The sequence below is a fragment of the Aquabacter sp. L1I39 genome (assembly GCF_017742835.1).
GTDB lineage: Bacteria > Pseudomonadota > Alphaproteobacteria > Rhizobiales > Xanthobacteraceae > L1I39.
Map to the genome: position 1 here is coordinate 1,534,662 of NZ_CP072392.1, position 24,008 is coordinate 1,558,669.

Annotated in this window: 22 protein-coding genes and 1 pseudogene; 14 read left to right on the forward strand and 9 right to left on the reverse strand. The window is 68.2% G+C overall.

The window, feature by feature from the left end:
• Nucleotides 1–2: 2 nt before the first annotated feature.
• From J5J86_RS24625 to J5J86_RS06640, 6 genes and pseudogenes are all read left to right on the forward strand, one after another.
• Nucleotides 3–878 (forward strand): annotated as a pseudogene (locus J5J86_RS24625) (branched-chain amino acid ABC transporter permease); the annotation flags it as partial.
• 150 nt (nucleotides 879–1,028) lie between these two features.
• A complete protein-coding gene (locus J5J86_RS24630) occupies nucleotides 1,029–1,895 on the forward strand; it encodes a branched-chain amino acid ABC transporter permease (RefSeq protein WP_342449172.1) in 867 nt (288 codons plus the stop codon).
• 77 nt (nucleotides 1,896–1,972) lie between these two features.
• Nucleotides 1,973–3,208, forward strand: a complete 1,236-nt coding sequence (locus J5J86_RS06625) for an ABC transporter substrate-binding protein (RefSeq protein WP_209104071.1) — start codon at nucleotides 1,973–1,975, stop codon at nucleotides 3,206–3,208.
• Nucleotides 3,209–3,362: 154 nt separating this feature from the next.
• A complete protein-coding gene (locus tag J5J86_RS06630) occupies nucleotides 3,363–4,136 on the forward strand; it encodes a helix-turn-helix domain-containing protein (protein WP_247658137.1) in 774 nt (257 codons plus the stop codon).
• Between the two features lie 36 nt (nucleotides 4,137–4,172).
• On the forward strand, nucleotides 4,173–5,138 hold the full coding sequence (locus tag J5J86_RS06635; protein ID WP_209104072.1) for an ornithine cyclodeaminase family protein: 966 nt from the start codon (nucleotides 4,173–4,175) through the stop codon (nucleotides 5,136–5,138).
• 44 nt (nucleotides 5,139–5,182) lie between these two features.
• Entirely contained in the window at nucleotides 5,183–8,506 is a 3,324-nt protein-coding gene (locus J5J86_RS06640; protein ID WP_209104073.1) for a molybdopterin-dependent oxidoreductase, read from the forward strand.
• Nucleotides 8,507–8,547: 41 nt separating this feature from the next.
• On the opposite strand, the gene J5J86_RS06645 is transcribed toward J5J86_RS06640, so the two are convergent.
• From J5J86_RS06645 to kdsA, 3 genes are read right to left on the reverse strand one after another with little or no spacing between them, the layout of a single operon-like run.
• Nucleotides 8,548–9,540, reverse strand: a complete 993-nt coding sequence (locus J5J86_RS06645; RefSeq protein ID WP_209104074.1) for a KpsF/GutQ family sugar-phosphate isomerase — start codon at nucleotides 9,538–9,540, stop codon at nucleotides 8,548–8,550.
• The gene (locus tag J5J86_RS06650; protein ID WP_209104075.1) at nucleotides 9,541–10,278 is read right to left on the reverse strand and encodes a 3-deoxy-manno-octulosonate cytidylyltransferase; all 738 of its coding nucleotides are present in this window, start codon (nucleotides 10,276–10,278) and stop codon (nucleotides 9,541–9,543) included.
• Entirely contained in the window at nucleotides 10,275–11,126 is an 852-nt protein-coding gene (gene kdsA, locus J5J86_RS06655; protein WP_247658139.1) for a 3-deoxy-8-phosphooctulonate synthase, read from the reverse strand. Before kdsA ends, J5J86_RS06650 begins: the two co-directional genes overlap by 4 nt.
• Before the next feature lie 368 nt (nucleotides 11,127–11,494).
• On the opposite strand from kdsA, the gene J5J86_RS06660 reads away from it, so the two are divergent.
• Nucleotides 11,495–12,193: a glutaminyl-peptide cyclotransferase gene (locus J5J86_RS06660; RefSeq protein ID WP_209104076.1), complete on the forward strand. Its 699-nt coding sequence runs from the start codon at nucleotides 11,495–11,497 to the stop codon at nucleotides 12,191–12,193.
• Nucleotides 12,194–12,204: 11 nt separating this feature from the next.
• Here J5J86_RS06660 and J5J86_RS06665 read toward each other — a convergent pair whose 3' ends face one another.
• Nucleotides 12,205–12,864 (reverse strand): GntR family transcriptional regulator, encoded by a 660-nt coding sequence (locus J5J86_RS06665; protein WP_209104077.1) that lies wholly within the window; start codon nucleotides 12,862–12,864, stop codon nucleotides 12,205–12,207.
• A gap of 111 nt (nucleotides 12,865–12,975) precedes the next feature.
• Here J5J86_RS06665 and J5J86_RS06670 point away from each other — a divergent pair, with 111 nt between their 5' ends.
• From J5J86_RS06670 to J5J86_RS06685, 4 genes are read left to right on the forward strand one after another with little or no spacing between them, the layout of a single operon-like run.
• Nucleotides 12,976–13,596, forward strand: a complete 621-nt coding sequence (locus J5J86_RS06670; RefSeq protein WP_209104078.1) for a TRAP transporter small permease — start codon at nucleotides 12,976–12,978, stop codon at nucleotides 13,594–13,596.
• Between the two features lies 1 nt (nucleotide 13,597).
• Complete coding sequence (locus J5J86_RS06675) at nucleotides 13,598–14,863, forward strand: TRAP transporter large permease (protein WP_209104079.1); 1,266 nt, start codon at nucleotides 13,598–13,600, stop codon at nucleotides 14,861–14,863.
• A 29-nt stretch (nucleotides 14,864–14,892) separates the two neighbouring features.
• A complete protein-coding gene (locus J5J86_RS06680; RefSeq protein ID WP_209104080.1) occupies nucleotides 14,893–15,891 on the forward strand; it encodes a TRAP transporter substrate-binding protein in 999 nt (332 codons plus the stop codon).
• Between the two features lie 57 nt (nucleotides 15,892–15,948).
• Nucleotides 15,949–16,878 (forward strand): dihydrodipicolinate synthase family protein, encoded by a 930-nt coding sequence (locus tag J5J86_RS06685; protein WP_209104081.1) that lies wholly within the window; start codon nucleotides 15,949–15,951, stop codon nucleotides 16,876–16,878.
• 63 nt (nucleotides 16,879–16,941) lie between these two features.
• Here the strand turns inward: J5J86_RS06685 and J5J86_RS06690 are convergent, their stop codons facing one another.
• Nucleotides 16,942–17,913, reverse strand: coding sequence for a tripartite tricarboxylate transporter substrate-binding protein (locus J5J86_RS06690; protein WP_247658148.1), 972 nt, complete (start codon nucleotides 17,911–17,913; stop codon nucleotides 16,942–16,944).
• Between the two features lie 336 nt (nucleotides 17,914–18,249).
• Here J5J86_RS06690 and J5J86_RS06695 point away from each other — a divergent pair, with 336 nt between their 5' ends.
• Entirely contained in the window at nucleotides 18,250–18,537 is a 288-nt protein-coding gene (locus tag J5J86_RS06695; protein WP_209104083.1) for a UxaA family hydrolase, read from the forward strand.
• A gap of 7 nt (nucleotides 18,538–18,544) precedes the next feature.
• Nucleotides 18,545–19,819 (forward strand): UxaA family hydrolase, encoded by a 1,275-nt coding sequence (locus J5J86_RS06700; RefSeq protein WP_247658150.1) that lies wholly within the window; start codon nucleotides 18,545–18,547, stop codon nucleotides 19,817–19,819.
• Between the two features lie 64 nt (nucleotides 19,820–19,883).
• Here the strand turns inward: J5J86_RS06700 and J5J86_RS06705 are convergent, their stop codons facing one another.
• The 4 genes from J5J86_RS06705 to J5J86_RS06720 all read right to left on the reverse strand — a co-directional run bounded on the left by J5J86_RS06705 (nucleotide 19,884) and on the right by J5J86_RS06720 (nucleotide 22,861).
• Nucleotides 19,884–20,366, reverse strand: a complete 483-nt coding sequence (locus J5J86_RS06705) for an RES family NAD+ phosphorylase (protein ID WP_209104084.1) — start codon at nucleotides 20,364–20,366, stop codon at nucleotides 19,884–19,886.
• Nucleotides 20,363–20,818, reverse strand: a complete 456-nt coding sequence (locus J5J86_RS06710) for an antitoxin Xre-like helix-turn-helix domain-containing protein (protein ID WP_247658152.1) — start codon at nucleotides 20,816–20,818, stop codon at nucleotides 20,363–20,365. Before J5J86_RS06710 ends, J5J86_RS06705 begins: the two co-directional genes overlap by 4 nt.
• A 106-nt stretch (nucleotides 20,819–20,924) precedes the next feature.
• Complete coding sequence (locus J5J86_RS06715; RefSeq protein ID WP_209104086.1) at nucleotides 20,925–21,929, reverse strand: Ldh family oxidoreductase; 1,005 nt, start codon at nucleotides 21,927–21,929, stop codon at nucleotides 20,925–20,927.
• Nucleotides 21,926–22,861 (reverse strand): hydroxyacid dehydrogenase, encoded by a 936-nt coding sequence (locus J5J86_RS06720; RefSeq protein WP_209104087.1) that lies wholly within the window; start codon nucleotides 22,859–22,861, stop codon nucleotides 21,926–21,928. Before J5J86_RS06720 ends, J5J86_RS06715 begins: the two co-directional genes overlap by 4 nt.
• A 363-nt stretch (nucleotides 22,862–23,224) precedes the next feature.
• Between J5J86_RS06720 and J5J86_RS06725 the strand changes: the two genes are divergently transcribed.
• The gene (locus tag J5J86_RS06725) at nucleotides 23,225–23,983 is read left to right on the forward strand and encodes a GntR family transcriptional regulator (protein WP_247658154.1); all 759 of its coding nucleotides are present in this window, start codon (nucleotides 23,225–23,227) and stop codon (nucleotides 23,981–23,983) included.
• Nucleotides 23,984–24,008: the final 25 nt, after the last annotated feature.

Here is a 24,008-nt window from a genome sequence, read left to right on the forward strand (position 1 = left end):
CCATGACCACACTTTTCGGCATCCCCACCGCGGTCCTGTTCGGCCAGCTTCTGCTCGGGCTCATCAACGGCGCCTTCTACGCCATGCTGAGCCTGGGCCTCGCCGTCATCTTCGGCATGATGAACATCGTCAACTTCGCCCACGGCGCCTTCTACATGCTGGGGGCGCTGGGGGCCTGGGTGCTGCTGACCTATTTCGGCCTGTCCTATTGGTGGGGGCTCCTCATCGCCCCCCTGGTGGTGGGCGCCCTCGGCATGGTGGTGGAGCGCACCTTGCTGCGCCCGCTCTATAAGCTCGACCATCTCTACGGCATGCTGCTCACCTTCGGCTTGGCCCTGGTGCTGCAAGGGGTGCTGCGGGATGTGTTCGGCTCCTCAGGCCAGCCTTATGCCATCCCCGCCCTTCTGAAGGGCGGCACCAATCTGGGCTTCATGTTCCTGCCCACCTACCGGGCCTGGGTCATCGTCGCCTCGCTGGTGGTGTGCCTTTTGACCTGGTTCGTCATCGAGCACACCAAGCTCGGCTCCTACCTGCGGGCCGCCACCGAGAATCCCATGCTGGTGCAGGCCTTCGGCATCGATGTGCCGCGCATGGTCATGCTCACCTTCGGCGCGGGCGTGGGGCTGGCGGCGCTGGCCGGCGTGCTGGCGGCGCCCATCTATCAGGTGAGCCCGCTCATGGGGGCGGACATCATCATCGTGGTGTTCGCGGTGGTGGTGATCGGCGGCATGGGCTCCATCATGGGCTCCATCGTCACCGGCTTCCTGGTGGGGCTGGTGGAGGGCCTCACCCGCACCTTCTATCCGCAGGGCTCGAGCACCGTGGTGTTCGTGATGATGGCCGTCATCCTGCTGGTGCGCCCGGCGGGCCTGTTCGGCTCCAAGCCGGAAGCGGCGGCCGGCGCCCATGAGGCGCTCGATGCCCCGCCGGCCTCGCCCCGCACGGACATGGCGGCCTTCCTCGCCATGGCCGGGATCCTGACGGTGGCCCCGGCGCTCATCTATCCCGGCTTCCTGATGAAGGGGATGATGTTCGCCCTCTTCGCCTGCGCCTTCAACCTCATCGCCGGCTATGGCCGCCTCGTCTCCTTCGGCCATGCCATGTTCCTGGGCTCGGCGGGCTATGTGTGCGGCTATGCGGCCAAAAGCCTGGGCCTCACCCCCGAACTGTCGATCCTCGCCGGCACCGGCGCGGCGGCGCTCCTGGGCCTTGTCTCCGGCTGGCTCGCCATCCGCCGCACCGGCATCTATTTCGCCATGGTCACGCTGGCCTTTGCCCAGATGATCTATTTCGTCGCCCTCCAGGCGCCCTTCACCGGCGGCGAGGACGGCTTGCAGAACGTGCCGCGCGGCAAGCTGTTCGGCCTCATCGACCTGAACGACCACACCAACCTTTATGCCTTCGTGCTGGTGGTGTTCCTGGCCGGCTTCTTCCTCATCATGCGCCTCGCCCGCTCGCCCTTCGGGCAGGTGCTGAAAGCCATCCGCGAGCACGAGCCCCGCGCCCAGTCCCTGGGCTTTGCCACCGACCGCTACAAGCTCCTCGCCTTCACCCTGTCGGCGGCGCTCTCGGGGCTGGCCGGCTCCACCAAGGCCATCGTGGTGCAATTGGCTTCGCTCACCGACGTGCACTGGTCCATGTCGGGGGAGGTGCTGCTCATGACCTTCCTCGGCGGGGTGGGCACCCTGTTCGGGCCGGTGGTGGGCGCCTTCCTGGTGGTGGCCATGCAGAACTATCTCACCGCCCTCGGCCAGTGGGTCACGGTGATCCACGGCCTCATCTTCATCCTGTGCGTGCTGGCGTTCCGGCGCGGCATCGTGGGCGAGATCCTCGCCCGCCTGCCCCGCCGCGCCGCTCCCGTCGCCACGCCCAAGCCGGCGGCGGAACACGCCTGATGTTTCGCAAAGGAAACAGGGGCACCGGGCATCGCCCGGCAAGCCCAATCCAGAACCAGCAGAAGGGAACCACCGTCATGTCCCGCCGAACCTCCACCCTGAAGGGAGCGCTTCTCGCGCTCGGACTGTCCACCGCCCTTGGCGCCTTTGCCGCCGCGCCCGCCTCCGCCCAGGTGAGCGACGACGTGGTGAAGATCGGCGTGCTCACCGATCTGTCCGGCCAGTGGTCGGACATGAACGGCCCCGGCTCCGTCACGGCGGCGGAAATGGCCATCGCCGATTTCGGCGGCACCGTGCTGGGCAAGCCCATCAAGCTCATCAGCGCCGACCACCAGCACAAGACGGACGTGGGCGTCTCCATCGCCCGGCGCTGGATCGAGAATGAGCAGGTGGACGCCATTTCGGACGTGACCAATTCCGCCATCGCGCTGGCGGTGCAGCAGCTCACCCGCGACACCAACCGCGTGGCGCTGTTCTCCTCCCCCGGCACCACGGATCTCACCGGCAAGCAGTGCTCGCCCACCGGCTTCCAGTGGGTCTATGACAATTATTCCAACGCGGTCGCGCCCGTGAAGGGCCTCATCAAGCAGGGCAAGAAGAGCTGGTACTTCGTGACCGCCGACTTCGCCTTCGGCCATTCGCTGGAAAAGATCGGCATGGCCGAGGTGAAGGACCTGGGCGGCACGGTGGTGGGCTCCATCCGCAACCCCTTCAATTCCGCCGACATGTCGCCCTATCTCTTGCCGGCCCAGGCCTCGGGCGCGCAGGTGATCTTCCTCGCCAATGCCGGCAAGGACCTGACCACCGCCATCAAGCAGGCCCATGAATTCGGCATCGTGCAGGGCGGCCAGACGCTGGCGGCGCCCATCATGTTCATCACCGACGTGCATTCGCTGGGCCTCGACATCGCCCAGGGCACCTCGTTCGTGGAAGGCTTCTACTGGAACTATAATGACGAGACCCGCGCCTTCGCCAAGCGCTTCTATGACAAGCGCGGCGCCATGCCCACCGCGCTCCAGGCCGGCGTCTATTCCTCCATCTTCCACTATCTGAAGGCCATCCAGGCCGCCGGCACGGACGAGGCCAAGGCGGTGGCCGCCAAGATGCGCGAACTGCCGGTGAACGACTTCTTCGCCAAGAATGGCGTGGTGCGGGCCGATGGCCGCATGGTCCACGACATGTATCTGGTGAAGGTGAAGAAGCCCTCCGAATCCAAGGCCCCGTGGGACTATTACGACGTCCTGGAAACCATTCCCGGCGACCAGGCCTTCCTGCCCCTCGCGCAGAGCGAGTGCCCGCTGGTAAAGAAGTGACCTGACGTTGCAGCGGGCGGGGCTCCGGCTCCGCCCTTCTGCGGTCTTACGCAATGGCACCGGGCCGGTTTAATGGCAGGATAGGACCCGGCCCGGGACACATCGGGTCGGCGCGTGGCGGGGACCGTCCCGCGCCATCCCAGGGAGTGACGTGGTGAAGGACACGGTTTCCAATGCCAGACGCGCGGCGGCCGAGGCGGCGCCCGCCCGCACCCGGCGCAAGGCCGCGCCCACGAACGGGGTCGCGCCCGATGCGCCCGCCGCGCCCGGCGCCCCTCAATTGGTATCCGAAGGCGCTCAGAGCCCCGCCATCCCCGCCCGCTTCGCCGCCGCCCCGCGCCCGGCGCGGGAGGACCGGGTCGATCTCGGCCTGAAGCTGAAGCGCATGCGCAATGAGCGCGGCTGGACATTGGACGATGTGAGCCAGCGCACCGGGGTCGCCCGCTCCACCCTGTCTAAGATTGAGAACGGGCAGATGTCGCCCACCTATGACGTGCTGCAGAAGATCACGCACGGCATGGCCCTCGACATAGTGGAACTGTTCGACGTGCGCAGCCAGGCCGCCCCCTTCGGGCGCCGCTCGCTCACCCGCAACAACGAGGGCAAGCACCACCCCACCAGCACCTATGTCTATGAGGTGCTGGCCACTGACCTCTCCCAAAAGCGCATCCTGCCCTTCAAGGCCAAGATCCGCGCCCGCAGCCTGGATGATTTCGACGGCTGGGTGCGGCACGAGGGGGAGGAATTCCTATGCGTGCTCTCCGGCCGGGTGCAGGTTTTCACCGAATTCTACGCCCCCGCCATTCTGGAGCCGGGGGACAGCACCTATTTCGACAGCAATATGGGCCATGCCCTCGTCTCGCTGTCGCAAGAGGACGCCGAAGTGCTGTGGATCTGCACCGGCGCCGTCAAGCTGGGGGCGGACTAGCCGCCCTTATTGGTCCGTGTTCTGGAGTTTTTGTCCATGCCGCGCATGTTTGGCGCAGAAGAAGTCGAAGCCGCCCTCACCTATCCGCGCCTGGTGGAGGCGCTGCGCGCCGCCTTCCAGGAGGAGGGCGAGAAGATGCCCGTACGCCAGTCCTATCCCGTGGGCACGGAGGCGGCGCCCGGCCATCTCCTGCTCATGCCCGCCTGGAAGCGGGGCACCGCCATCGGCACCAAGCTCGTCACGGTCTTTCCCGGCAATGCGGCGCGCGGGCTCGGCTCGGTCGCCTCGCTCTATGTGCTGATGGATGGAGAGACCGGCCAGCCCCGCGCCATCATCGAGGGCGATGCGCTCACCAACCGCCGCACGGCGGCGGCCTCCGCGCTCGCCTCCTCCTATCTTTCCCGTCCCGACAGCCGGACGCTGGCCATCATCGGCACCGGCCATGTGGCTGCCCATCTGATGGAGGCGCATTGCGCCATCCGGCCCATCGACCGCATCCTGGTGTTCGGCCGCAACCGCGAGCGCGCCGCCGCTCTGGTGGAGCGGGCCCGAACGTATCTGAAGGTTCAGACGGAGGTAGCGAGCGACCTTGCCGCCATGGTCGGCGCGGCGGATATCGTCGCCTGCGGCACCACATCCGTTGAGCCCTTGGTGCGGGGCGCCCTGGTGCGGCCGGGCACCCATGTGGACCTGGTGGGCGCCTTCACCCCTGCGATGCGCGAGAGCGACGATGCCCTCATCGCCCGCGCCGACATCTATGTGGACACCCGCGCCGGCGCCCTCGCCGAGGCGGGCGACCTTCTCCAGCCCATCGCCGCCGGCGCCTGGAGCGCGGACCGCCTCAAGGGCGATCTGCACGATCTGACCGCCGGCCGCGTGCCGGGACGCACGGACGCCGCCGCCATCACCGTCTTCAAGTCGGTGGGCGCGGCGCTGGAGGATCTGGTGGCCGCCCAGTTGCTGGTGGACACGGGCACCCCGCCCTTGCGCGCCGCCTCCTGAGGGGCTGAGGGCGCGGGCAGAGGAAACAAGAAGAGGAGACCGGAATGCGGATCGAGGACAAGCCGGGCTTCTGCACGCTCTGCCGCTCGCGCTGCGGCACCACTGTCACGGTCGCCGGGGGGCGGCTCGTCTCGGTGCGGCCGAACCCGGCCCACCCCACCGGCAAGGCCATGTGCCCCAAGGGGCGCGCGGCCCCGGAAATCGCCCATTCCGCCCGCCGCCTCACCACCCCCTTGCGCCGCACCACCCCGCGGGGGGCGGCGGACCCCGCCTTCAAGCCCATCTCCTGGGATGAGGCGCTGGACGAGATCGCGGAAAAGCTCAACGCCATCCGCGCCGAGAGCGGGCCGGAGGCGGTGGCCTTCGCGGTGACTTCGGGCTCGTCCTCCTCCATGTCGGATGCGCTCGACTGGGTGCAGCGGCTCATCCGCAGCTTCGGCAGCCCGAACACCATCTTCGCCACCGAAGTGTGCAACTGGCATAAGGACCATGCCCACGCCTTCACCTTCGGCTGCGGCATTCCCACCGCCGACTATCTGAATTCCGACCTCATCCTGCTATGGGGCCACAACCCCGCCAATGTCTGGCTGGCCCAGGCGGAAGCGGTGGGCACCGCGCGGGCGCGCGGGGCCAAGGTGGTGGTGATCGATCCCCGCCAGACCGGCATGGCCCGCGACGCCGACCTGTGGCTGCGGGTGCGCCCCGGCACCGACGCGGCCCTGGCTCTGGGCGTGGCGCGGGCACTGATCGCGCGCGGGGGCTACGACCGGGACTTCGTGGAAGGCTGGACCAACGGCCCCCTCCTGGTGCGCACGGACACCGGCCGCTTCCTGCGCGGCGCCGAGGTGGGGCTTGAGGAGGACGCCGCCTATGTGATGTGGGACGAGGCCGCCGGCCGGCCTGTCTCCAGCGAGGATCGCGGCGGCAAGCCGCGCCTTTCCGGCGGCCTCACCCTCAACACCGCTTTTGGCCCCATCTCCTGCCGCACCGCCTTCGACCTCTATGAGGAGGCCCTCGCCCCCTATGATCCGGCCACCGTGGAAGCCATCACCGGCGTCCCGGCGGGGGATGTGGAGGCGTTCGCGGACCTGATCGCGGCGGCGGGTTCGGTCGCCTATCACGCCTGGACCGGCCTCGGCCAGCACACCAACGCCACCCAGACCGAGCGGGCGGTGGCGAGCCTCTATGCCCTCACCGGCTCCTTCGACATCCCCGGCGGCAATGTGCGCCGCGCCGCCCATCCGGTGCCCGCGCTCCATTCCATGGCGCTGATCCCGCCCGCCACCCGCGCCAAGGCGCTGGGCCTTGCCGACCGCCCGCTCGGCCCCCCGGTGGATGGCTGGATCACCTCCACCGATTTTTACGACGCGGTGCTGGAGGGCAAGCCCTATCCCATCCGCGCCTTGATGACCTTCGGCTCCAACTTGCTGGTCTCCCATCCCGAGCCGGAGCGGGGCGCCAAGGCTTTGGATGCGCTGGAGTTCCAGGTCCATTGCGACCTGTTCCTGAACCCGACGGCCGAACATGCGGACATCGTGCTGCCGGTGACCAGTTCCTATGAGCATGAGGCGCTGCGGGTGGGCTTCGAGATCACCCATGCGGCGCAGGAGCTGGTGCAGTTGCGCCCGCAAATGATCCCCCGCCAGGGCGACACCCGCTCGGACCAGGAGATCGTCTTCGCCCTCGCCCCGCGCCTGGGGTTGGGGGAGGCGTTCTTTGGCGGCGATGTGGATGCCGGCTGGAACCACATGCTGGCCCCGCTGGGCCTTGATGTGGCGCAGTTGCGCCAGCATCCCGAAGGCATCAGCCTGCCCCTCAAGGAGACCTATCGCAAGTATCGCGACACCGGCTTTGCCACCCAGACCCGCCGGGTGGAGCTCTACAGCGAACTCTTCCTGCGCCACGGCTACGACCCGCTGCCGCGCTTCGTGCCGCCCGCGCGCACGCCGGATGGGGATTTCCCCCTCGTCCTGTTCTCCGCCAATAACGGCTATTTCTGCCACAGCCAGCAGCGCGGCATCACCGCGCTCCGCAAGAAGCGGGGCGAGCCACTGGCGGAGATCCATCCCGACACCGCCGCCGCCCGCGGCATCGCGGAGGGCGATGCCATCCGCGTGCGCACGCCGCGCGGCGCCATCTCGGTGAAAGCCAAGCTCAACGCCACGCTCGCCCCCGATACGGTGGCCTGCGACTATGGCTGGTGGCAAGGCGCGCCCGATCTCGGCCTGCCCGCCTTCGCCATCTCGACCGGCGCGCCGGGGGCTGCGAGCTATAATGCCGTCATTCCCGAAGCCGACCGCGATCCGGTGAGCGGCTCGCTGCCCTTGCGCTCCTATGTGTGCGAGGTGGAGCTGGACGCCGCCGTCCTCGCCCGCCGCTGGCCGGGCTGGCGCACCTTCCGCGTCGCCGCGCGCCGGGACGAGCCGGGCGAGGTCGCCGCCCTCACGCTCGTTCCCGAAGACGGCGGGCTGCTGCCCCCCTTCCGGCCGGGCCAGTTCGTGACCGTGCGGGTGGACGGGCAAACCCGCTCCTATTCGCTCACCGGCCCCGTCGAGGCCGCGCCCACCGCCTATTCCATCGCCGTGCGCCGGCTGCCGGGCGGGGTGGTGTCGGAGGCCATTTTCGCGGGGTTGAAAGAGGGCGCGCGCCTCGATCTTCAGGCCCCGGCGGGCAACTTCGTCATGCCGCTGGAGAATGAATTCCCGGTGGTGCTGATCGCCGGCGGCATCGGCATCACGCCCTTCCTGTCCTATCTGGAAAGCCTGGAGGGCAAGGCCGGCGAGCCGCAGGTGGAATTGCACTATGGCTGCCGCAGCGCCGCCGAGCAGCCCTTCGCCGCCCGGCTTGCCGCGCTCGCCCAACGCCTGCCCAACCTGAAGCTCACCACCTATCTCACCCGCCCGGAAACGGGCGCGCGCTGCGACATGGAAGGCCGCTTCTGCGCGGCGGACCTGCCGCAGGCGCTCATCGAGGCCCGCGCCCGCTTCTATCTGTGCGGCTCGGACGCCATGATGGACGAGGCCGTGGCGCTGCTGAAGGGCCGGGGCGTGCCGGCCTTTGAGATCTTCCGCGAGCGGTTCCGCTCCCCCGCCGGCGTGCCGGAGGGCGACCTTTCCCCCCGCACGCTCACCTTTTCCCGCTCCGGCCGCACGCTCACCTGGACGCCGGAGGCGGGCGCTTTGCTGGCCTGCGCGGAGAAAGCCGGGCTCAGCTTGCCCAGCGGCTGCCGCACCGGCCAGTGCGAGAGCTGCAAGGTCACCGTGGTCTCAGGGCAGGTGCTGCACCTGGTGCCGGTGGAGGACGAGGAAGAGGGCGCGTGCCTCGCCTGCCAGGCGGTGCCGCTCACAGATCTGGTGCTGGACGCCTGAGCCGGCGCCCACACGCGGCGCCAGGCAGCGGCCGCCGGGGATCACATCACCCCGGCGCGCAGCAGATCGTGGATGTGGACGATGCCCACCGGGCGGCCGGCCTCCACCACGAAGACCGAGGTGATGGACACGGAGTTCAGGAGCGCCAGCACCTGCTGGGCCAGCATGTCCGGCCCGACGGTGCGCGGCGCGCGGGTCATCACCTCGTCCACCGGCCGGTCCACGAAGCCGGCCCGGAAGGCGCGGCGCAGGTCGCCGTCGGTGACGACGCCGGCGAGGCGCCCGTCCTGATCCACCACGCCGGTCACGCCGAAGCGCTTGGAGGTCATTTCCACGATGGCCTGGGAGAGCGGCAGGCCGAGCGGCACCAGGGGCACGTCCTCGCCCGCATGCATCAGGTCGGACGCCTTGCGCAGCCGCGCGCCCAGCTTGCCGCCGGGATGGAATTCCCGGAAATCCTGCGCCGTGAAGCCGCGCAGCGACAGGAGCGCCACCGCGATGGCATCGCCCATGGCCATCTGCATCACCGTGGAGGTGGTGGGGGCAAGGCCATTGGGGCACGCCTCGGGCATGACGGGCAGCACCAGGGCGATGTCGGCCGCCGTGCCGAGCGCGCTTTCCGCGCGCGCCGTGATCGCCACCAGCGGCACCTGGAAGCGACGGGTATAGACGATGATATCCGCCAGCTCCGGCGCCTCGCCGGACCAGGAGAGAGCCAGCACCAGGTCCTCGGTGCCGATCATGCCGAGATCGCCATGGCTCGCCTCGCCCGGATGGACGAAATAGGCCTGGGTGCCCGTGGAGGCCAAGGTGGCGGCAATCTTGCGCGCCACATGGCCGGACTTGCCCATGCCGGTGACGATCACCCGGCCATTCTTGGCCTGGGCAGCGCGGATGGCGGCACAGGTGTCTTCCACCGCCGCGCCCAGCGGGCCGTCCATGGCGGCGCGCAGGGCATTGAGGCCGTCGCTCTCCAGTTCGAGCGTGCGGCGGGCCTCGTCGCGGGCGGTGAGGGGATGGGTGGTTTCGGTCATTCAGATCCCCCGGGCCGCGAGCATCTCGCGCGCCCGCTCCAGGTCCTCGGGCGTGTCGACGCCCAACGGCACCTCGGCCACTTCCATGGCGTCGATGCGCATGCCCGCCTCCAGCGCCCGCAGCTGCTCTAGCTTCTCGCGCTGCTCCAGAACCGAGGGCGGCAAGGCCACGAAGCGCTCCAGCGCCGCGCGGCGCCAGGCATAAAGGCCGATATGGTGATAAAGCGGCCCCTCGCCGAAGGGCGCGCGGGTGCGGGTGAAATAGAGCGCGCGGAAGCGCCCGCCGCCCAGCGGCGACCCCACCATCTTCACCACGCTGGAGGCCTCTTTTTCCTCCGCGCGGGTGATGAGGGCCACCGCCGTGCCGATGGCCACCTCCGCATCCGCAAGCGGGAGCGCGGCGGCGCGGAGCGTGTCGGGGGCAACGGTGGGCAGGTCGCCCTGCACATTGATGACGGCGTCATAGCGCCCGTCCGGATCGAGCCGGCCCAGCGCCTCGAAGATGCGGTCGGAGCCCGAGGCATGGTCGGGGGCGGTCATCACCGCCTGCCCGCCCACGGCGCGGATGGCCTCGGCGATCTCCGGCGTGTCGGTGGCGACGCAGACCGGGGCGACATCCGCCTCGAGCGCCCGGCGCCACACCGCCACGATCATGGGCTCGCCATTCAAGTCCGCCAAAGGCTTGCCCGGCAGGCGGGTGGAGGCCATGCGGGCGGGAATGAGGACGACGGGCCTCATGCGGCCCCCGAAAGCTGCGCCTTGCTCAGGGAATCCAGCGCCATCAACTGCCGCAGCAGCGGCTCGAATTCCTTCAGCGGCACCATATTGGGACCGTCGGAGGGGGCGTGGTCGGGGTCGGGATGGGTCTCGATGAAAAGGCCGGCCACCCCCACCGCCACCGCCGCGCGGGAGAGCACCGGCACGAATTCCCGCTGCCCGCCGGAACTGGTGCCCTGCCCGCCCGGCTGCTGCACCGAATGGGTGGCATCGAAGATCACCGGCGCGCCGGTGCGGGCCATGATGGGCAGGCCACGGAAATCGGACACCAGGGTGTTGTAGCCGAACGAGGTGCCGCGATCGGTGAGCAGCACATTGGGATTGCCGCCGCCCACGATCTTGTCGAGCACATTGGCCATGTCCCAGGGGGCGAGGAACTGGCCCTTCTTCACATTCACCACCCGCCCGGTGGCGGCGGCGGCGAGCAAGAGGTCGGTCTGCCGGCACAGGAAGGCGGGGATCTGGAGCACGTCCACCGCCTGCGCGACATCGGCGCACTGGGCGGCATCGTGCACGTCGGTGAGCACGGGAAGGCCCAGGCTCTCGCGGATCTCGGCGAAGATGGGCAGGGATTTTTCCAGGCCGAGGCCGCGCTGCGCGCCCGCGCTGGTGCGGTTGGCCTTGTCGAAGGAGGTCTTGTAGACGAGCCCGATGCCGAGGCGCTCCGCGATCTCCTTCAGCGCGCCCGCCACTTCCAGGGCATGGGCGCGACTTTCCAGCTGGCACGGGCCGGCGATCACGGCCAGCGGCAGATGGTTGCCGAAGCGGACGGGTCCAACGGGCACGACAGAATGGGGGGACAGGGTCAAGGCTCGTTCTCGCTGAGGCGCAGGGCGCGCCCGCGCATCCTTAACGCTGGCCGCGTGGCAAGGGCAAGGCAGGAGGATTGGCGGGAGGGGATCGCGCCCCCCATGGACAAGGGCGCCCCCGGCTGGCGATGATCCATCCGGGGGCCGCGCGGGCGGCGGGAGGGGATCATAGATGCAGGATCGGGGTGGGCGGCGAGGCGGGAGCGCAGCGATGGGGGCGACACGCCGCCGCTTCCTGGCGGGCGCGGCTGCCGCCTTGATGTGGGGGGGGCGGCGCGCCGGCGGCGCGCGCCCAGCACCCGGACGCCCTCCCCGGCGGCCACGACGCCTTTCCCTCCGGACGCATCCACGACCAGACGGCGATCCCGGTGTTCGGCTTCAAGGTGGCCCGGATCTATCCACACGATGCCAGCTCCTATACGGAGGGCCTAGTGAAGGTGGGCCGCTCCATGTTCGAGGGCACGGGGCTTTATGGCCAGTCGCTCCTTATGGAATGGGACCTGGAAAGCGGCAAGGTGATCCGGCAGATCGCCCTGCCGGCGTCCGAGTTCGGCGAGGGCGTCACGGTGATGGGGGAGCGGGTCTATCAGCTCACCTATCTGTCCAACACCGCCTTCACTTATGACCGTTCGACCCTCACGCGGACCGGCAGCTTCACCTTCGGCGCGCAGGGCTGGGGCCTGACCCATGACGGCACCCACCTCATCATGAGCGATGGCTCGTCGGCGCTGGCCTTTCGCGATCCGACCACTTTCAAGGAGGTCCGCAAGGTCTATGCGCACGACGCCGTCGGCGCGGTGGGCTTCCTCAATGAGCTGGAATATGTGGAGGGCGCGGTCTACGCCAATGTCTGGCAGACGCCCTATATCGCCGTGATCGACCCCGCGACTGGCGCGCTGACCGCCTGGATCGACCTCACCGGCCTCAACCCCGATCCCGCCCGCCTCACCTATCCCCTGGTGCTGAACGGCATTGCCTGGAATGACGAGACGCGCCGCCTGATGGTCACGGGCAAATGCTGGCCCCATCTGTGGGAAATTGACCTCGTACCCTTTGCCAGGACGTAGCGTCGCGCACCCTATGCCGTGCGGGAGACCACCCGCAGCAGGTCGGCATGAACGGTCTCGATGTGGGATTTGAGCAGCGCGCACGCCCCCGCCACATCCCGCGCCCGACACAGCGTGATGAGTTCGGCATGCTCGCGCACCGCCACCGCCATGGCCTCCCGGCTGGACAATTGCACGCGGGTGTAGCGGTCCGAGGTCTGGAGCAGGGAGACGACGATGCCCTGGGTGCGGGGCAGCACCGCATGGGCATAGAGGGCGAGGTGGAATTCCGCGTTCAGCACGCCGAAACTGCTGACATCACGGGCCGTGGTGGCGGCGACGAAGCGGGCCTGGATGTCATCCAGCTTCGCGAAATCCCCATCCGTGAAAGCGTCCGCCGAGCGCGCCAGCAGGCGCGGCTCCAGGATCGCGCGCAGCTCGAACACGTCGTTGATCTCGTCCAGAGACAGCTCTGAAACGATGGCCCCCTTCTGGGGCACCATGCGCACAAGGCCTTCCGCCTCCAGCTGGAACAGCGCCTCGCGCACGGGAATGCGGCTCACCCCATAGGCCTCCGCCAGCGCATCCTGCCGCAGGGAGGTCCCCGCCGCATAGGTCCCGCCCAGGATGGCGCGACGCAGCTCATCCACGATGGCGGCCGACAGGGTGCGGTGTTTCAGGCGCGGATTCATTGCGGGATCCAGGGAATGAAAAAAGTGCGAAAAAGCCGTTGACGTCGAAAATGTATAAAATCTACATTGCTGACGGAAGCCCTATTTTTGGGCCTGACCAGCGAGCGAGCAATGACAGCAGCAACCCAGCCACGGCAGGGGCCGGCGGAGGCATTCCGCTTCGTCACCTGCGCCTCCGAGGCCCTGCTGAAGGTGGAGCGCAAGGCGGTGGCCGGGCTCATGATGCTGCTCACCGGCCTGATCATGCTGAACGTGGTGACCCGCTATTCCGGCCTGCCGCTTTATTGGGTGGACGAGGCCTCCATCTACACGGTGGTGTGGCTGACCTTCGTGGGCGCCTCCGCCATGAGCCGGCTGCGGCTCGATTTCTCGGTGACGCTGCTCACCGAGCGTCTTTCCCCTGCGCAGGCCAAGGTGGCGCGGGTCATCTCCACCGCGCTCCTGGTGTTCTTCGGCGGCGCGCTCGCCGCCATGTGCTGGGTGTGGATGGACCCCGTGGGCATCGCGGCGGCCGGCTTCGATGCCCGCGAGCACGCCGCCCAGACCTTCAATTTCCTCTACACCGAGCAGACCCAGACCCTGCGCTGGCCCACCTGGCTGGTGAGCCTGATCATGCCGATCTTCGCGCTCTCACTGGTGGTGCACGGCCTCGCCAATCTGCTGGAGGACCTGGAATGGGTCACCCCGCCGGTGCGTGAAGCCAGCCTCGGCTCGGCGGAAGGGGTGAGCTGACATGATCTCCACCGCCGCCTTCGTCGCGCTCATGCTGGTGGGCCTGCCCATCAGCCTGTGCCTGTGCCTCACCTGCATCGTGTTCATCCAAGCCACCGGCAACCCGCTGCTCTACCAGACCTTTCCGACCCAGTTGTTTGGTGGCGTCGACAGTTACGGCCTCATCGCCATCCCGCTTTTCATCCTCATCGGCGAGCTGATGAATGGCGGCGGCATCACCCGGCGCATCATCGATCTGTCCATGGCGTTCGTGGGCTCCATCAAGGGGGGCCTCGCTTATGTGAACATGGTCGCCAACATGCTGGTGTCCTCGATCCTGGGCTCGGCCACCGCGCAAGTGGCCATCATGTCCCAGATCCTGGTGCCGGAGATGGAGAAGAAGGGCTACGACAAGACCTTCGCCGCCGGCCTGACCGCCTATGCGGGCATGCTGGGGCCCATCATCCCGCCCTCCATCATGTTCGTCATCTATTCGGTGATGGCGCAGGTGCCAGTCTCGGACATGCTGGTGGCGGGCATCATTCCCGGCGTGCTCTTGACCGGCCTGTTCTGCATCGTCATCGCGCTCATGGGGTTCGTCTACAATTATCCCCGCGGCGAGAAGATGTCGCTGCGCCAGCGCTTCGCCGTGGTGATCGAGACCGCGCCCACCCTGCTGATCCCGTTCGTCATTGTCGGCTCCATCCTCACCGGGCTTGCCAATGCCACGGAAGCCGCCGTCATCGGCGCGGTCGCCTCGGTTCTGGTGGGGCGCTACTGGATCAAGGAGCTGAAATTCTCCCAATTGCCGGGCATGTTCCTGCGCGCCGGCATCTATTCGGCGGCGGTGCTGTTCCTGGTGGCGGCGGCGGCGGTGTTCACCTGGGTGCTCATCTACGCCAAGGTGCCGCAGGAAGTGGCCGGCTGGGTGCAGGGCGCGGCGCACGATCCCGTCACCTTCATGCTGCTGCTCAACGTGGTGCTGCTGGTCATCGGCACGGTGATCGACGGCGCGCCCGGTCTCATCATGACCGTGCCGATCCTGCTGCCCATCGCCACCGAGGTCTATCACATCGACCCCATCCATTTCGGCGTGGTGGTGGTGATCAACCTGGTGCTGGGCTTCCTCTCGCCCCCCGTCGGCCTGTGCTTCTTCGTGGCATCGGCGGTGACGGGGGCCAAGCCCGGAAAGATGTTCATCGTCACCTTGCCCTTCTTCTTCGCCGCCTGCGGCCTGCTGGTCCTGTTGTCCGTGTTCCCGGTCCTGTCGACCGCCTTGACCAAATAACAAACCTGAAAACCTTCCAGGAGCCTGTCATGACCCTCGACCGTCGACGCTTCATGCTTGCCGCAGCGGCAGGCGCCGCGCTTCCCCTCGCCGCGCCCGGCATCGCGCGGGCCCAGGCGAAGGATTTCCGCCTCGGCATCATCACGCCTCCGGGCCATCCCTGGAACGAGGCGGCCATCAAGGTGGGCGAGACGCTGAAGAAGGAGACCAATGGTCGCCTCTCCATCACCGTGTTCCCCTCCGGCCAGCTGGGCAATGAAGGCGCCATGCTGCAGCAGATGCAGACCGGCGCCCTCGACATGGGCTTCATCATGACCGCCGAGCTCGGCTCGCGCGTGCCCGCCATCGCCGCCATCAACGCGCCCTGGATCGTGGATTCCACCGCCAAGGTGGCCAAGCTCGTGAAGACGCCGGTGGCCATGAGCCTGTTCGACCTCCTGCCGCGCGAGACCGGCACGGTGGGCCTCGCCTGGGGCATCACCACCATGCGCGTGGTGTTCACGGCCAAGCCCATCGAGGGCCTTTCCGACCTCAAGGGCATGAAGCTGCGCATCAATACGACGCCGGCCTACAAGGACTTCTATCAGCTGCTCGGCGCCGCCCCGACCCCCATCCCCACCCCGCAGGTGTTCGATGCCATGAGCAACGGGCAGGTGGACGGCCTGGAAGCGGACCTCGACTTCTCCTGGAACCAGCGCTTCGACAAGGTCTCGAAGACCATGCTGCGCATGAACGCCATCTTCATGCCCTGCGTCGCCCTGGTCTCGGGCCGCGTGTGGCAGGGCCTTTCGGCCGAGGACAAGGCGCTCATCACCAAGGCCACCAAGGCCGCCCTCGACGCCCAGGTGGAAGAGACGGTGGTGAATGAGCCGGTGCTCATCGAGAAGTTCAAGGGCACCGGCATCGCCATGCGCGAGGCCAAGGTGGGCGATGCCGAGACCAAGACCATCATCGCCGAATACGACAAGATCTGGCTGCCCAAGGCCCCCATCCTCGCCGAACTGCGCAAGGTCGGCGCGACCCTCTGACCCCAACCCGGGGGCGGGCCGCGCCCGCCTCCCATCTCCTGAAGGACCCCAAGAGCCATGACGCCCAAGATTACCTGGGAAGGCGTGTTTCCCGCCGTCACCACCCAGTTCCGCGAGGACCTCTCCGTCGACGTGGAAGCCACGGCCGGCGTCATGGACGCCCTCATCAAGGACGGCGTGTCCGGCCTCATCATCTGCGGCACGGTCGGCGAGAATTGCTCGCTGACCACGGCCGAGAAGGTCTCCCTCATGGAGGCCGCCAAGTCCACCGCCGCCGGCCGCGTGCCGGTGATCTGCGGCATCGCGGAATTCACCACCGCCTTTGCCGCCGACACCGCCAAGGAGGCCGCGCGCGTCGGCCTCGACGGCATCATGGTCATGCCGGCTTTGGTCTATTCCTCCAAGCCCCACGAGACCGCCGCCCATTTCCGGGGTGTCGCCAAGGCGACCGACTTGCCGGTGATGGTCTATAACAACCCGCCCATCTACAAGAACGACGTCACCCCCGACATCCTCGCCATGCTGGCGGATGTGGAGACCATCGTCTGCTTCAAGGAAAGCTCCGGCGACACGCGCCGCTTCATCGACGTGCGCAACAAGGTGGGCGACCGCTTCGTCATGTTCGCCGGCCTCGACGACGTGGTGGTGGAGAGCATCGCCATGGGGGCGGTCGGCTGGGTGTCCGGCATGTCCAACGCCTTCCCGCGCGAGGGCGAGACGCTGTTCCGCCTCGCCAAGCAGGGCCGCTTCGCCGAGGCCATGTCGCTCTATGAGTGGTTCATGCCGCTCTTGCACCTGGATGCGCGCCCGGACCTCGTCCAGTGCATCAAGCTGTGCGAGCACATCATGGGCCGCGGCACCTGGCGCACCCGCCCGCCGCGCCTGGAACTGCCCGAGAAGGAAAAGGCCGAGATCGAGGCTCTCATGGCCGCCGCCCTCGCCAAGCGCCCGGCGCTGCCCGAGGTGGGCCTGAAGGTCGCGGCCTGAACGAAAACGCCCGGTCCGCGCGGACCGGGCGTTGCCTTTTTCAGAGGACCGATAACCCGCGCCTCACTGCACCGGCGTCGGAATGGCCGCCTTCCAGGTGGCCACTTCCGCCTCGAAGCGCTTGCGGTGGGCCTGCGTGGTGCGCTCGGCGGCGGGGAAGACGGACGTGCCCACATCGGCGAAGCGCGCCTGGACGGTGGCGTCGTCCAGCGCCTTGTTGAGCGCGCCGTTGAGCTTGGCCACCACGTCGGCCGGCGTGCCCTTCGGCACATAGAGCGCGTGCCAGATGATGAAGTCGAAGCCCTTCAGCCCGGCTTCCTGGAGGGTGGGCAGGTCCTTCAGCACCGGCAGGCGCTGGGCTGAGGTAACGGCGAAGCCCTTCACGGACTTCGCCAGCACCTGCGGCACGGCGGTGGTGGACTGGTCGCACAATATGTCCACCTGCCCGCCCATCAGGTCGTTCATGGCCGGACCCGTGCCGCGATAGCCCACCTCCGTGAACTGCACGCCCAATGCCTTCTGCAGCAGCACGCCGCACAGATAGGCGTTGGAGCCCACGCCCGCATGGGCGATGGTGGTCTTGCTGCCCTCCGCCTTGAGCCTGGCGAGCAGCTCCACCGCCGTGTTGGCGGGATAGTCCTTCTTGGAGAGCACCACCATCGGCCCGTAATTGACGAGGCCGACGGTCTCGAACGCGCCCAGCGTGTCATAGGGCAGGCTGCGATAGAGCGCCGCCGAGGCCGCGAGCGCCACATGGTGGATGAGCATGGTGTAGCCGTCCGGCGTCGACTTGGCGACGCGCCCGGCGGCCGTGGTGCCGCCCGCGCCGGCGATGTTCTCCACGATCACCTGCTGGCCGAGCGTGCCGGACATGGATTGGGCCAGCAGGCGGGCGATGGCATCGCTCGGACCGCCGGCGGCGAAGGGCACGACCATGGTGATGGTGCGGCTCGGGAATGTCTCCGCCTGCGCCGCGCCACCGGCCATGACCAGCCCCATGAGGCCGGCCGCAAGGGTCCTCAACACTGACTTCATCGTCTTTTCTCCCTGAACGTCCATCCCTGCCGGCGCCCCGTCTGATGCGGGCGCGTCCGGTTTGCGCTCGGGGGCAAGGCAAGGAGACGGACGGCCGCCGGACGGGCCGAAGCCCTTCTGGCACCGTCGTTTTCCACCCCGACCCCACCGCCCCGGAGGGGGCGGCCGGTGTCTCCCCGGCTCGACAATTTTGCGAGCCGCATTGACTCCTATGTCCTATATCTTATAGAAGACTTCACGGTTCGCAACTGGTTCGTCCATCCGGCGATCCGCGGGAACATGCGTCGGGGCGCGGCCTCAAAGACCGGCCCGGCCCTGGAGACTGAGGAGGCAAGCGTGAGTGCGCCGCAACTGTTGGTTCACGAAAAGAAGGACACCGTCGGCGTGGTCGTGGTGGAGGGCCTGAAGGCCGGCACCGACATGCTGTGCGTGGTCACCCACGACAATTCGGCGTTCCACCTGACCGCCAAGATGGATGTTCCCATCGGCCACAAGGTGGCGCTCACCGACATCAAGGCCGGCGACACCATCTGGAAGTACGGCCAGGACATCGGCATCGCCAAGGCAGACATCGCCACCGGCGAGCATGTCCACGTTCATAACGCCAAGACCAAGCGCTGGTGAGGCCGCCATGTCCGAAATGTTCCATGCCCAGACCGCGCCGAACCCCTTCAATGGCGGCGCCCCCGACCAGTTCGTGACCAAGGCCACGCCCACCACCCTCGCCTCCGCCGATTACAAGAATGCGACCTTCTCCGGCTGGCGCCGCGAGAATGGCCGTGTCGGCGTGCGCAACCATGTGGTGATCCTGCCCCTGGACGACCTGTCCAATGCCGCCTGCGAGGCGGTGGCCAACAATGTGAAGGGCACCATGGCCCTTCCCCACGCTTATGGCCGGCTCCAGTTCGGCGAAGACCTGGAAATCCACTTCCGCACCCTCATCGGCATCGGCTCCAACCCCAATGTGGCCGCCGTGGTGGTGATCGGCATTGAGGACCAGTGGACCAATCGCGTGGTCGAAGGCATCGCAAAGACCGGCAAGCCGGTGGTGGGCTTCGGCATCGAGCTGAACGGCGACATCGCCACCATCGCCAAGGCCTCCTACCAGGCCAAGAAGTTCGTGCAGTGGGCCACCGAACTGCCGCGCGAGACCTGCTCCATCTCCGAGCTGTGGGTCTCCACCAAGTGCGGCGAGAGCGACACCACCACGGGCCTCTCCTCCTGCCCCACCGTGGGCAACATGTATGACAAGCTGATCCCGCACGGCATCTATGGCGTGTTCGGCGAGACCTCCGAGATCACCGGTGCCGAGCACCTGTGCAAGGAGCGTGCGGCGACCCCGGAAATCGCCGAAAAGTGGTACAAGATGTGGAAGGCCTACCAGGAGGACGTGATCGAGGCCCACAAGACCGACGATCTGTCCGACAGCCAGCCCACCAAGGGCAACATTGCCGGCGGCCTCACCACCATCGAGGAAAAGGCCCTCGGCAATCTCGAGAAGATCGGCCGGGAGTGCAAATATATCGACGCGCTGGAGCCCGCCGAGGCCCCCGCGAAGGGTCCGGGCCTCTATTACATGGACACCTCCTCGGCCGCGGCTGAGTGCGTGACCTTGATGGCGGCGGCGGGCTATGTGGTTCACACCTTCCCCACCGGGCAGGGCAATGTGATCGGCAATCCCATCGTTCCGGTGATCAAGATCTCCGGCAATCCGCGCACCATCCGCACCATGGGCGAGCATATCGACGTGGACGTGTCCGGCGTGCTCCGCCGCGACATGACCATCCCCCAGGCGGGCGACGCGCTGATCGACATGATCATCCGCACCGCCAATGGCCGCCTCACGGCCGCCGAGAGCCTTGGCCACCGCGAGTTCGTGATGACCAAGCTCTATCGCAGCGCCTGATCCACGATCCCGTCAGACAAGGGGCGTCGGCCATCCCGGCCGGCGCCCTTTTTTGTTTCGCGCTTCAGCCACCGAATAGCCGCCGGTCCCAATAGACCGGCTGGTGGAGGCTCGCCGTGATGAGATGGAATTCGGGATGGGCCGGATTGATGAGGATGTTGGCGTCGAGCCGCGCCACCATGGAAGGCACAAGCAGGATGGCGCTGCGCCGCTCCTGGCACCAGCGCTCGCCGAACCGTTTCGCAACACCCGAGGGCAAGGCATCCCATCCGGGATTCGCCGGCTCCGAGAACACTTCGTAGCTCACGCCGCGCGGCACGGTGATGGTGATGAAATGCTGGTTGGGCGGCAGGCGGCCACTGCCATGGACCAGCTTTTCCAAGAGCGCGGTGGAATAATGCTCGGCCGCATAGATGAGCGGGCTGCCCGGCGTGTTCCAGCGGCCGGGGGCAAGCGTCGAGCCGGTGGCGTCGAAGATGGGAAAGGCGCCGTCGGGATCGCCGATGCGGTAGCAGGTCAGCGTCCGGTCCAGAATCTGCCCGCTCACGCGGCGGTGCCGTATTTCAGCCGGCCCAGAAGCTCCAGCACCAGCTCGGCGCCGATCTCGCTGCGGATGACGAGGTCGATGGGCCGCTCGTCCTCCAGCATGGCATGGGCGCGGAAGAGGAAGCCCCGCGCCTCCTTTTCGTCCCGCCACACATCCAGCGCCAGCCCCCACACCCGCGCAAGGCGCGCCAGGCGCGTGCCCTCCTCCGCATTGAGGCGGTGGGAGGCCTTGCGGCGCTCATAGGTGGCCTTGGGCACCAGGCGATACTTGAACTGCGCATCGCCCGGCGCCAGCAAAGCCGCCATGCGCTCCAGCGCCCGCAAGGGGAGGCCCACTTCGATCTTCGCCATCAGGTCGAAGGGCGAGGGCACCTGCGCTTCGCGGGCGGGCAGGCCCAGCACCTGCGTCACCGTCTGCGCCGCCGTCTGGGCGCCCTGCAAATGGGCGGTCACGATCCACCTCCGGTTCATTCGAGACCAAAAATAGTCTCAGATGAGGCGAACCGCAAGGTGACGCGAAAATGGCGGACCGGCGGGGACACCGCCGACCCGCGATACATCAGGCGCTCGCGCGCGCCCGCAGATCGGCCGCCAGCGCATCCGGCACGGTGATGCCCTGCGCGTCCGCCGTGCGGCGCAGGCCGAGGCGGCGGTCGCCGGGCAGGCGCGTGCCCTCCTGCGCCAGGATGGCAGAAAGCAGCACCTCCAGCCGCGCCAGGGCCTCGGGCCCGCCAAGGCGCACCGGGTCCATCACGAGGAAGAGATGGCCGATGGCGGGCGAGGGGCCGTCGGCGGTGAAGAAGGAGGAGGCCTCGAAGCCGAACTGTCCGCCGGTCAGCGCCGCCGCCAGCACCTCCACCATCAGCACCAAAGCCGCGCCCTTGGCATCGCCCATGGGCACCATGGTGCCCGCCAGCGCCGCCTTGGCGTCAGTGGTCGGCTTGCCGTTCACGTCCAGCGCCCAGTCATCGGGGATCGGCTCGCCCTTCTGGGCGGCCACCATGATCTTGCCGCGCGCCACCTTGCTCAGCGAGGCGTCGATGACCAGCGGCGGGGCGTCCAGGCGTGGCACGGCGAAGGCCACCGGATTGGTGCCGAAAATCCCCACCGACCCGCCCCAGGGCGCAATGGCCGACGGCGAATTGGTGAAGGCCAGGCACGCCAGCCCCCGCTGCGCCATGCGCTCCGCATGATGGCCGAGCACGCCCGCATGGTGGGAACGGAACACGGAGACGGAGGCAAGCCCGGTCTCCGCCACCCGCTCGGCCGCCGCATCAAGGCCGGCGGCGATGGCGGGGAAGGCAAACCCCGTCGCCGCATCCACCCGCAGCGCGGCGGAGGCGGTCCAGGTCAGGACGGGCACGGCGGCGCCATCCACCTTGCCGGAGGCCACCTGGTCCGCATAAGCGGGCAGGCGCGAGAGGCCGTGGCTGGCAATGCCGTCTGCCTCCGCCTCCACCAGGGCGTCGGCGACCGCGCGGGCATTGGCGGGGCTGGTGCCGGCCTTTTCCAGGACGGCGACGGCGAGGGCGCGGGCCTCGTCGAGGGTCAGGGACACGCTCATGAGCGGGGCGCCTCCAGCGCGCGGGCGACATCGCGGGCGATGACCGCGCTGACGCGCACGTTGGATTCCTCGGTCACGCCCGCAATGTGCGGCGTGAGGATGAGGTTCGGCACCCCCACCAGCGGGCCGCCACCGGGCAGCGGCTCGCGGTCGAACACGTCCAGCATGGCGCCGCCCAGGCGCTTTTCCGTAAGCGCCAAGGCCAGCGCCGTCTCGTCCACCACGCCGCCACGGGCGGCATTGATGAGCACCGCGTCGGCGCGCATGCGGGCGAGCGCCTCCGTGCCGATGAGGCCGCGCGTGGCATCGGTAAGCGGCACATGCAGGCTCACCGCGTCGCTTTCAGCCAGCAGCGCGTCGAGGGAGACGGGGCGCGCCTGATGCTCGGCGAAGGCGGGATGGTCGGCGGGCAGGAAGGGATCATAGGCCACCACCTGCATGCCCAGGGCCACCGCGCGGCGGGCCACCTCCCGGGCGATGGCGCCGAAGCCGACGAGGCCGAGCGTGCGCCCGCTCGCCTCGCGCCCCATGAGGCGGTTGCGCGGCCAGCCGCCATCGGCCACCTCGGCGGTGGCGAAATAGGCGCCGCGCAGCAACATCAGCACGCCGCAGATCACATATTCGGCGACGCAAAGGTCATTGGCGCCGGTGGCCGGGCACACCTTGATGTTGCGGGCGCGGCAGGCGTCCACATCGATATTGTCGAGGCCGACCCCGAGCCGCCCCACCACTTCCAGCTTGCCCGCCGCTGCCAGCAGCGCGCCGCGGACCTGGGTCCGGTTGCGCACGATCAGCGCGCGCGCCTGCGGCACCAAGGCGGCGAGATCCGCCGGGCGGTCCACGAGGGTGGGGTCATAGACGAGGTCATAGGCGGCGCGCAGCGGCGCGAGCGCGCTCTCATCCATGAATTCGGTGACGACGATATGGGGCATGGACGGTCCGTGCGGATGCAGAACGGGAAGGGGCCGGAGCGCGGAATTCGCTGGAACGGCCGACGAACTTTGCTATCATATATAAGATATATGAGTGGAACAAGACCTGCGGGCAGCCGGGGTGCTGGGGCGGGGCAGAGGCCAGGGCGGCGGGGGACGCGGGACTTTACGGCTCTGGTACCGGATCTGAGCACACTCGATCGTCCGTCACTCCAGGAGGGCTGAGTGCATTCGTCTCTGTCCCGACGGGGAGGGGACGTTTCCCCGCACGGATTGATCCAATCCGCGCGGATCGCGCTCTAGCCTCGCCGCGATGGCGGCGGCTATACACAGTGTTACAATGTGATTGGGCGGACGGGCGGCGTGGCGAAGACAACGACAAAGACAGCGGCGGATGCGGCGCCCCCGGCCCCGGGCCTCGCCCTCAAGCCGCTTTACCGGCAGGTGCGTGACACCCTGATCCGCCGCATGGTGGATGGCATCTGGGCGCCGGGAGAGCCCTTGCCCAGCGAGATGCAGCTCGCCGCCGAGCTGGGGGTCAGCCAGGGCACGGTGCGCAAGGCGCTCGACGAGATGGCGGCGGAAAACCTGGTGGTGCGCCGGCAGGGGCGCGGCACCTTCGTCGGCCGCCACGACGAGGACCGCATCCTGTTCCAGTTCTTCAAGCTGGTGGCCGATGATGGCGAGCGGCGCTTTCCCGAAAGCCGGCCCCTCTCGCTCACCCGCGGCAAGGCCAGCGCCGCGGAGCGGTCGGCGCTGGAGCTGGGGCCGAACGCGCGGGTGGTGCGCATCCGCCGCCTGCGCGCCTTCGACGAGACCCCGCTCATCTGCGAGACACTCACCTTGCCGGACGCGCTCTTTCCCGGCCTTGGCGACACGCCCATTCCCAACAATCTCTACGGCCTCTATGCCAGCCGCTATGGCGTGACCGTGGCCCGCGCCCGCGAAAAGCTCAAGGCAGTGGCCGCCACCGGCGAGGATGCCGTCCATCTGGGTGTTCCCGAGGGCACGCCGGCCCTCCTCATCGACCGGCTCGCTCTGTCGCTGGAAGGCACGCCGGTGGAATGGCGGGTGAGCCTGTGCCTCACCAATGGCTTCCACTACCTGGCCGACCTCACCTGACCCTGGCTTGACCTTGGGCCCGCCA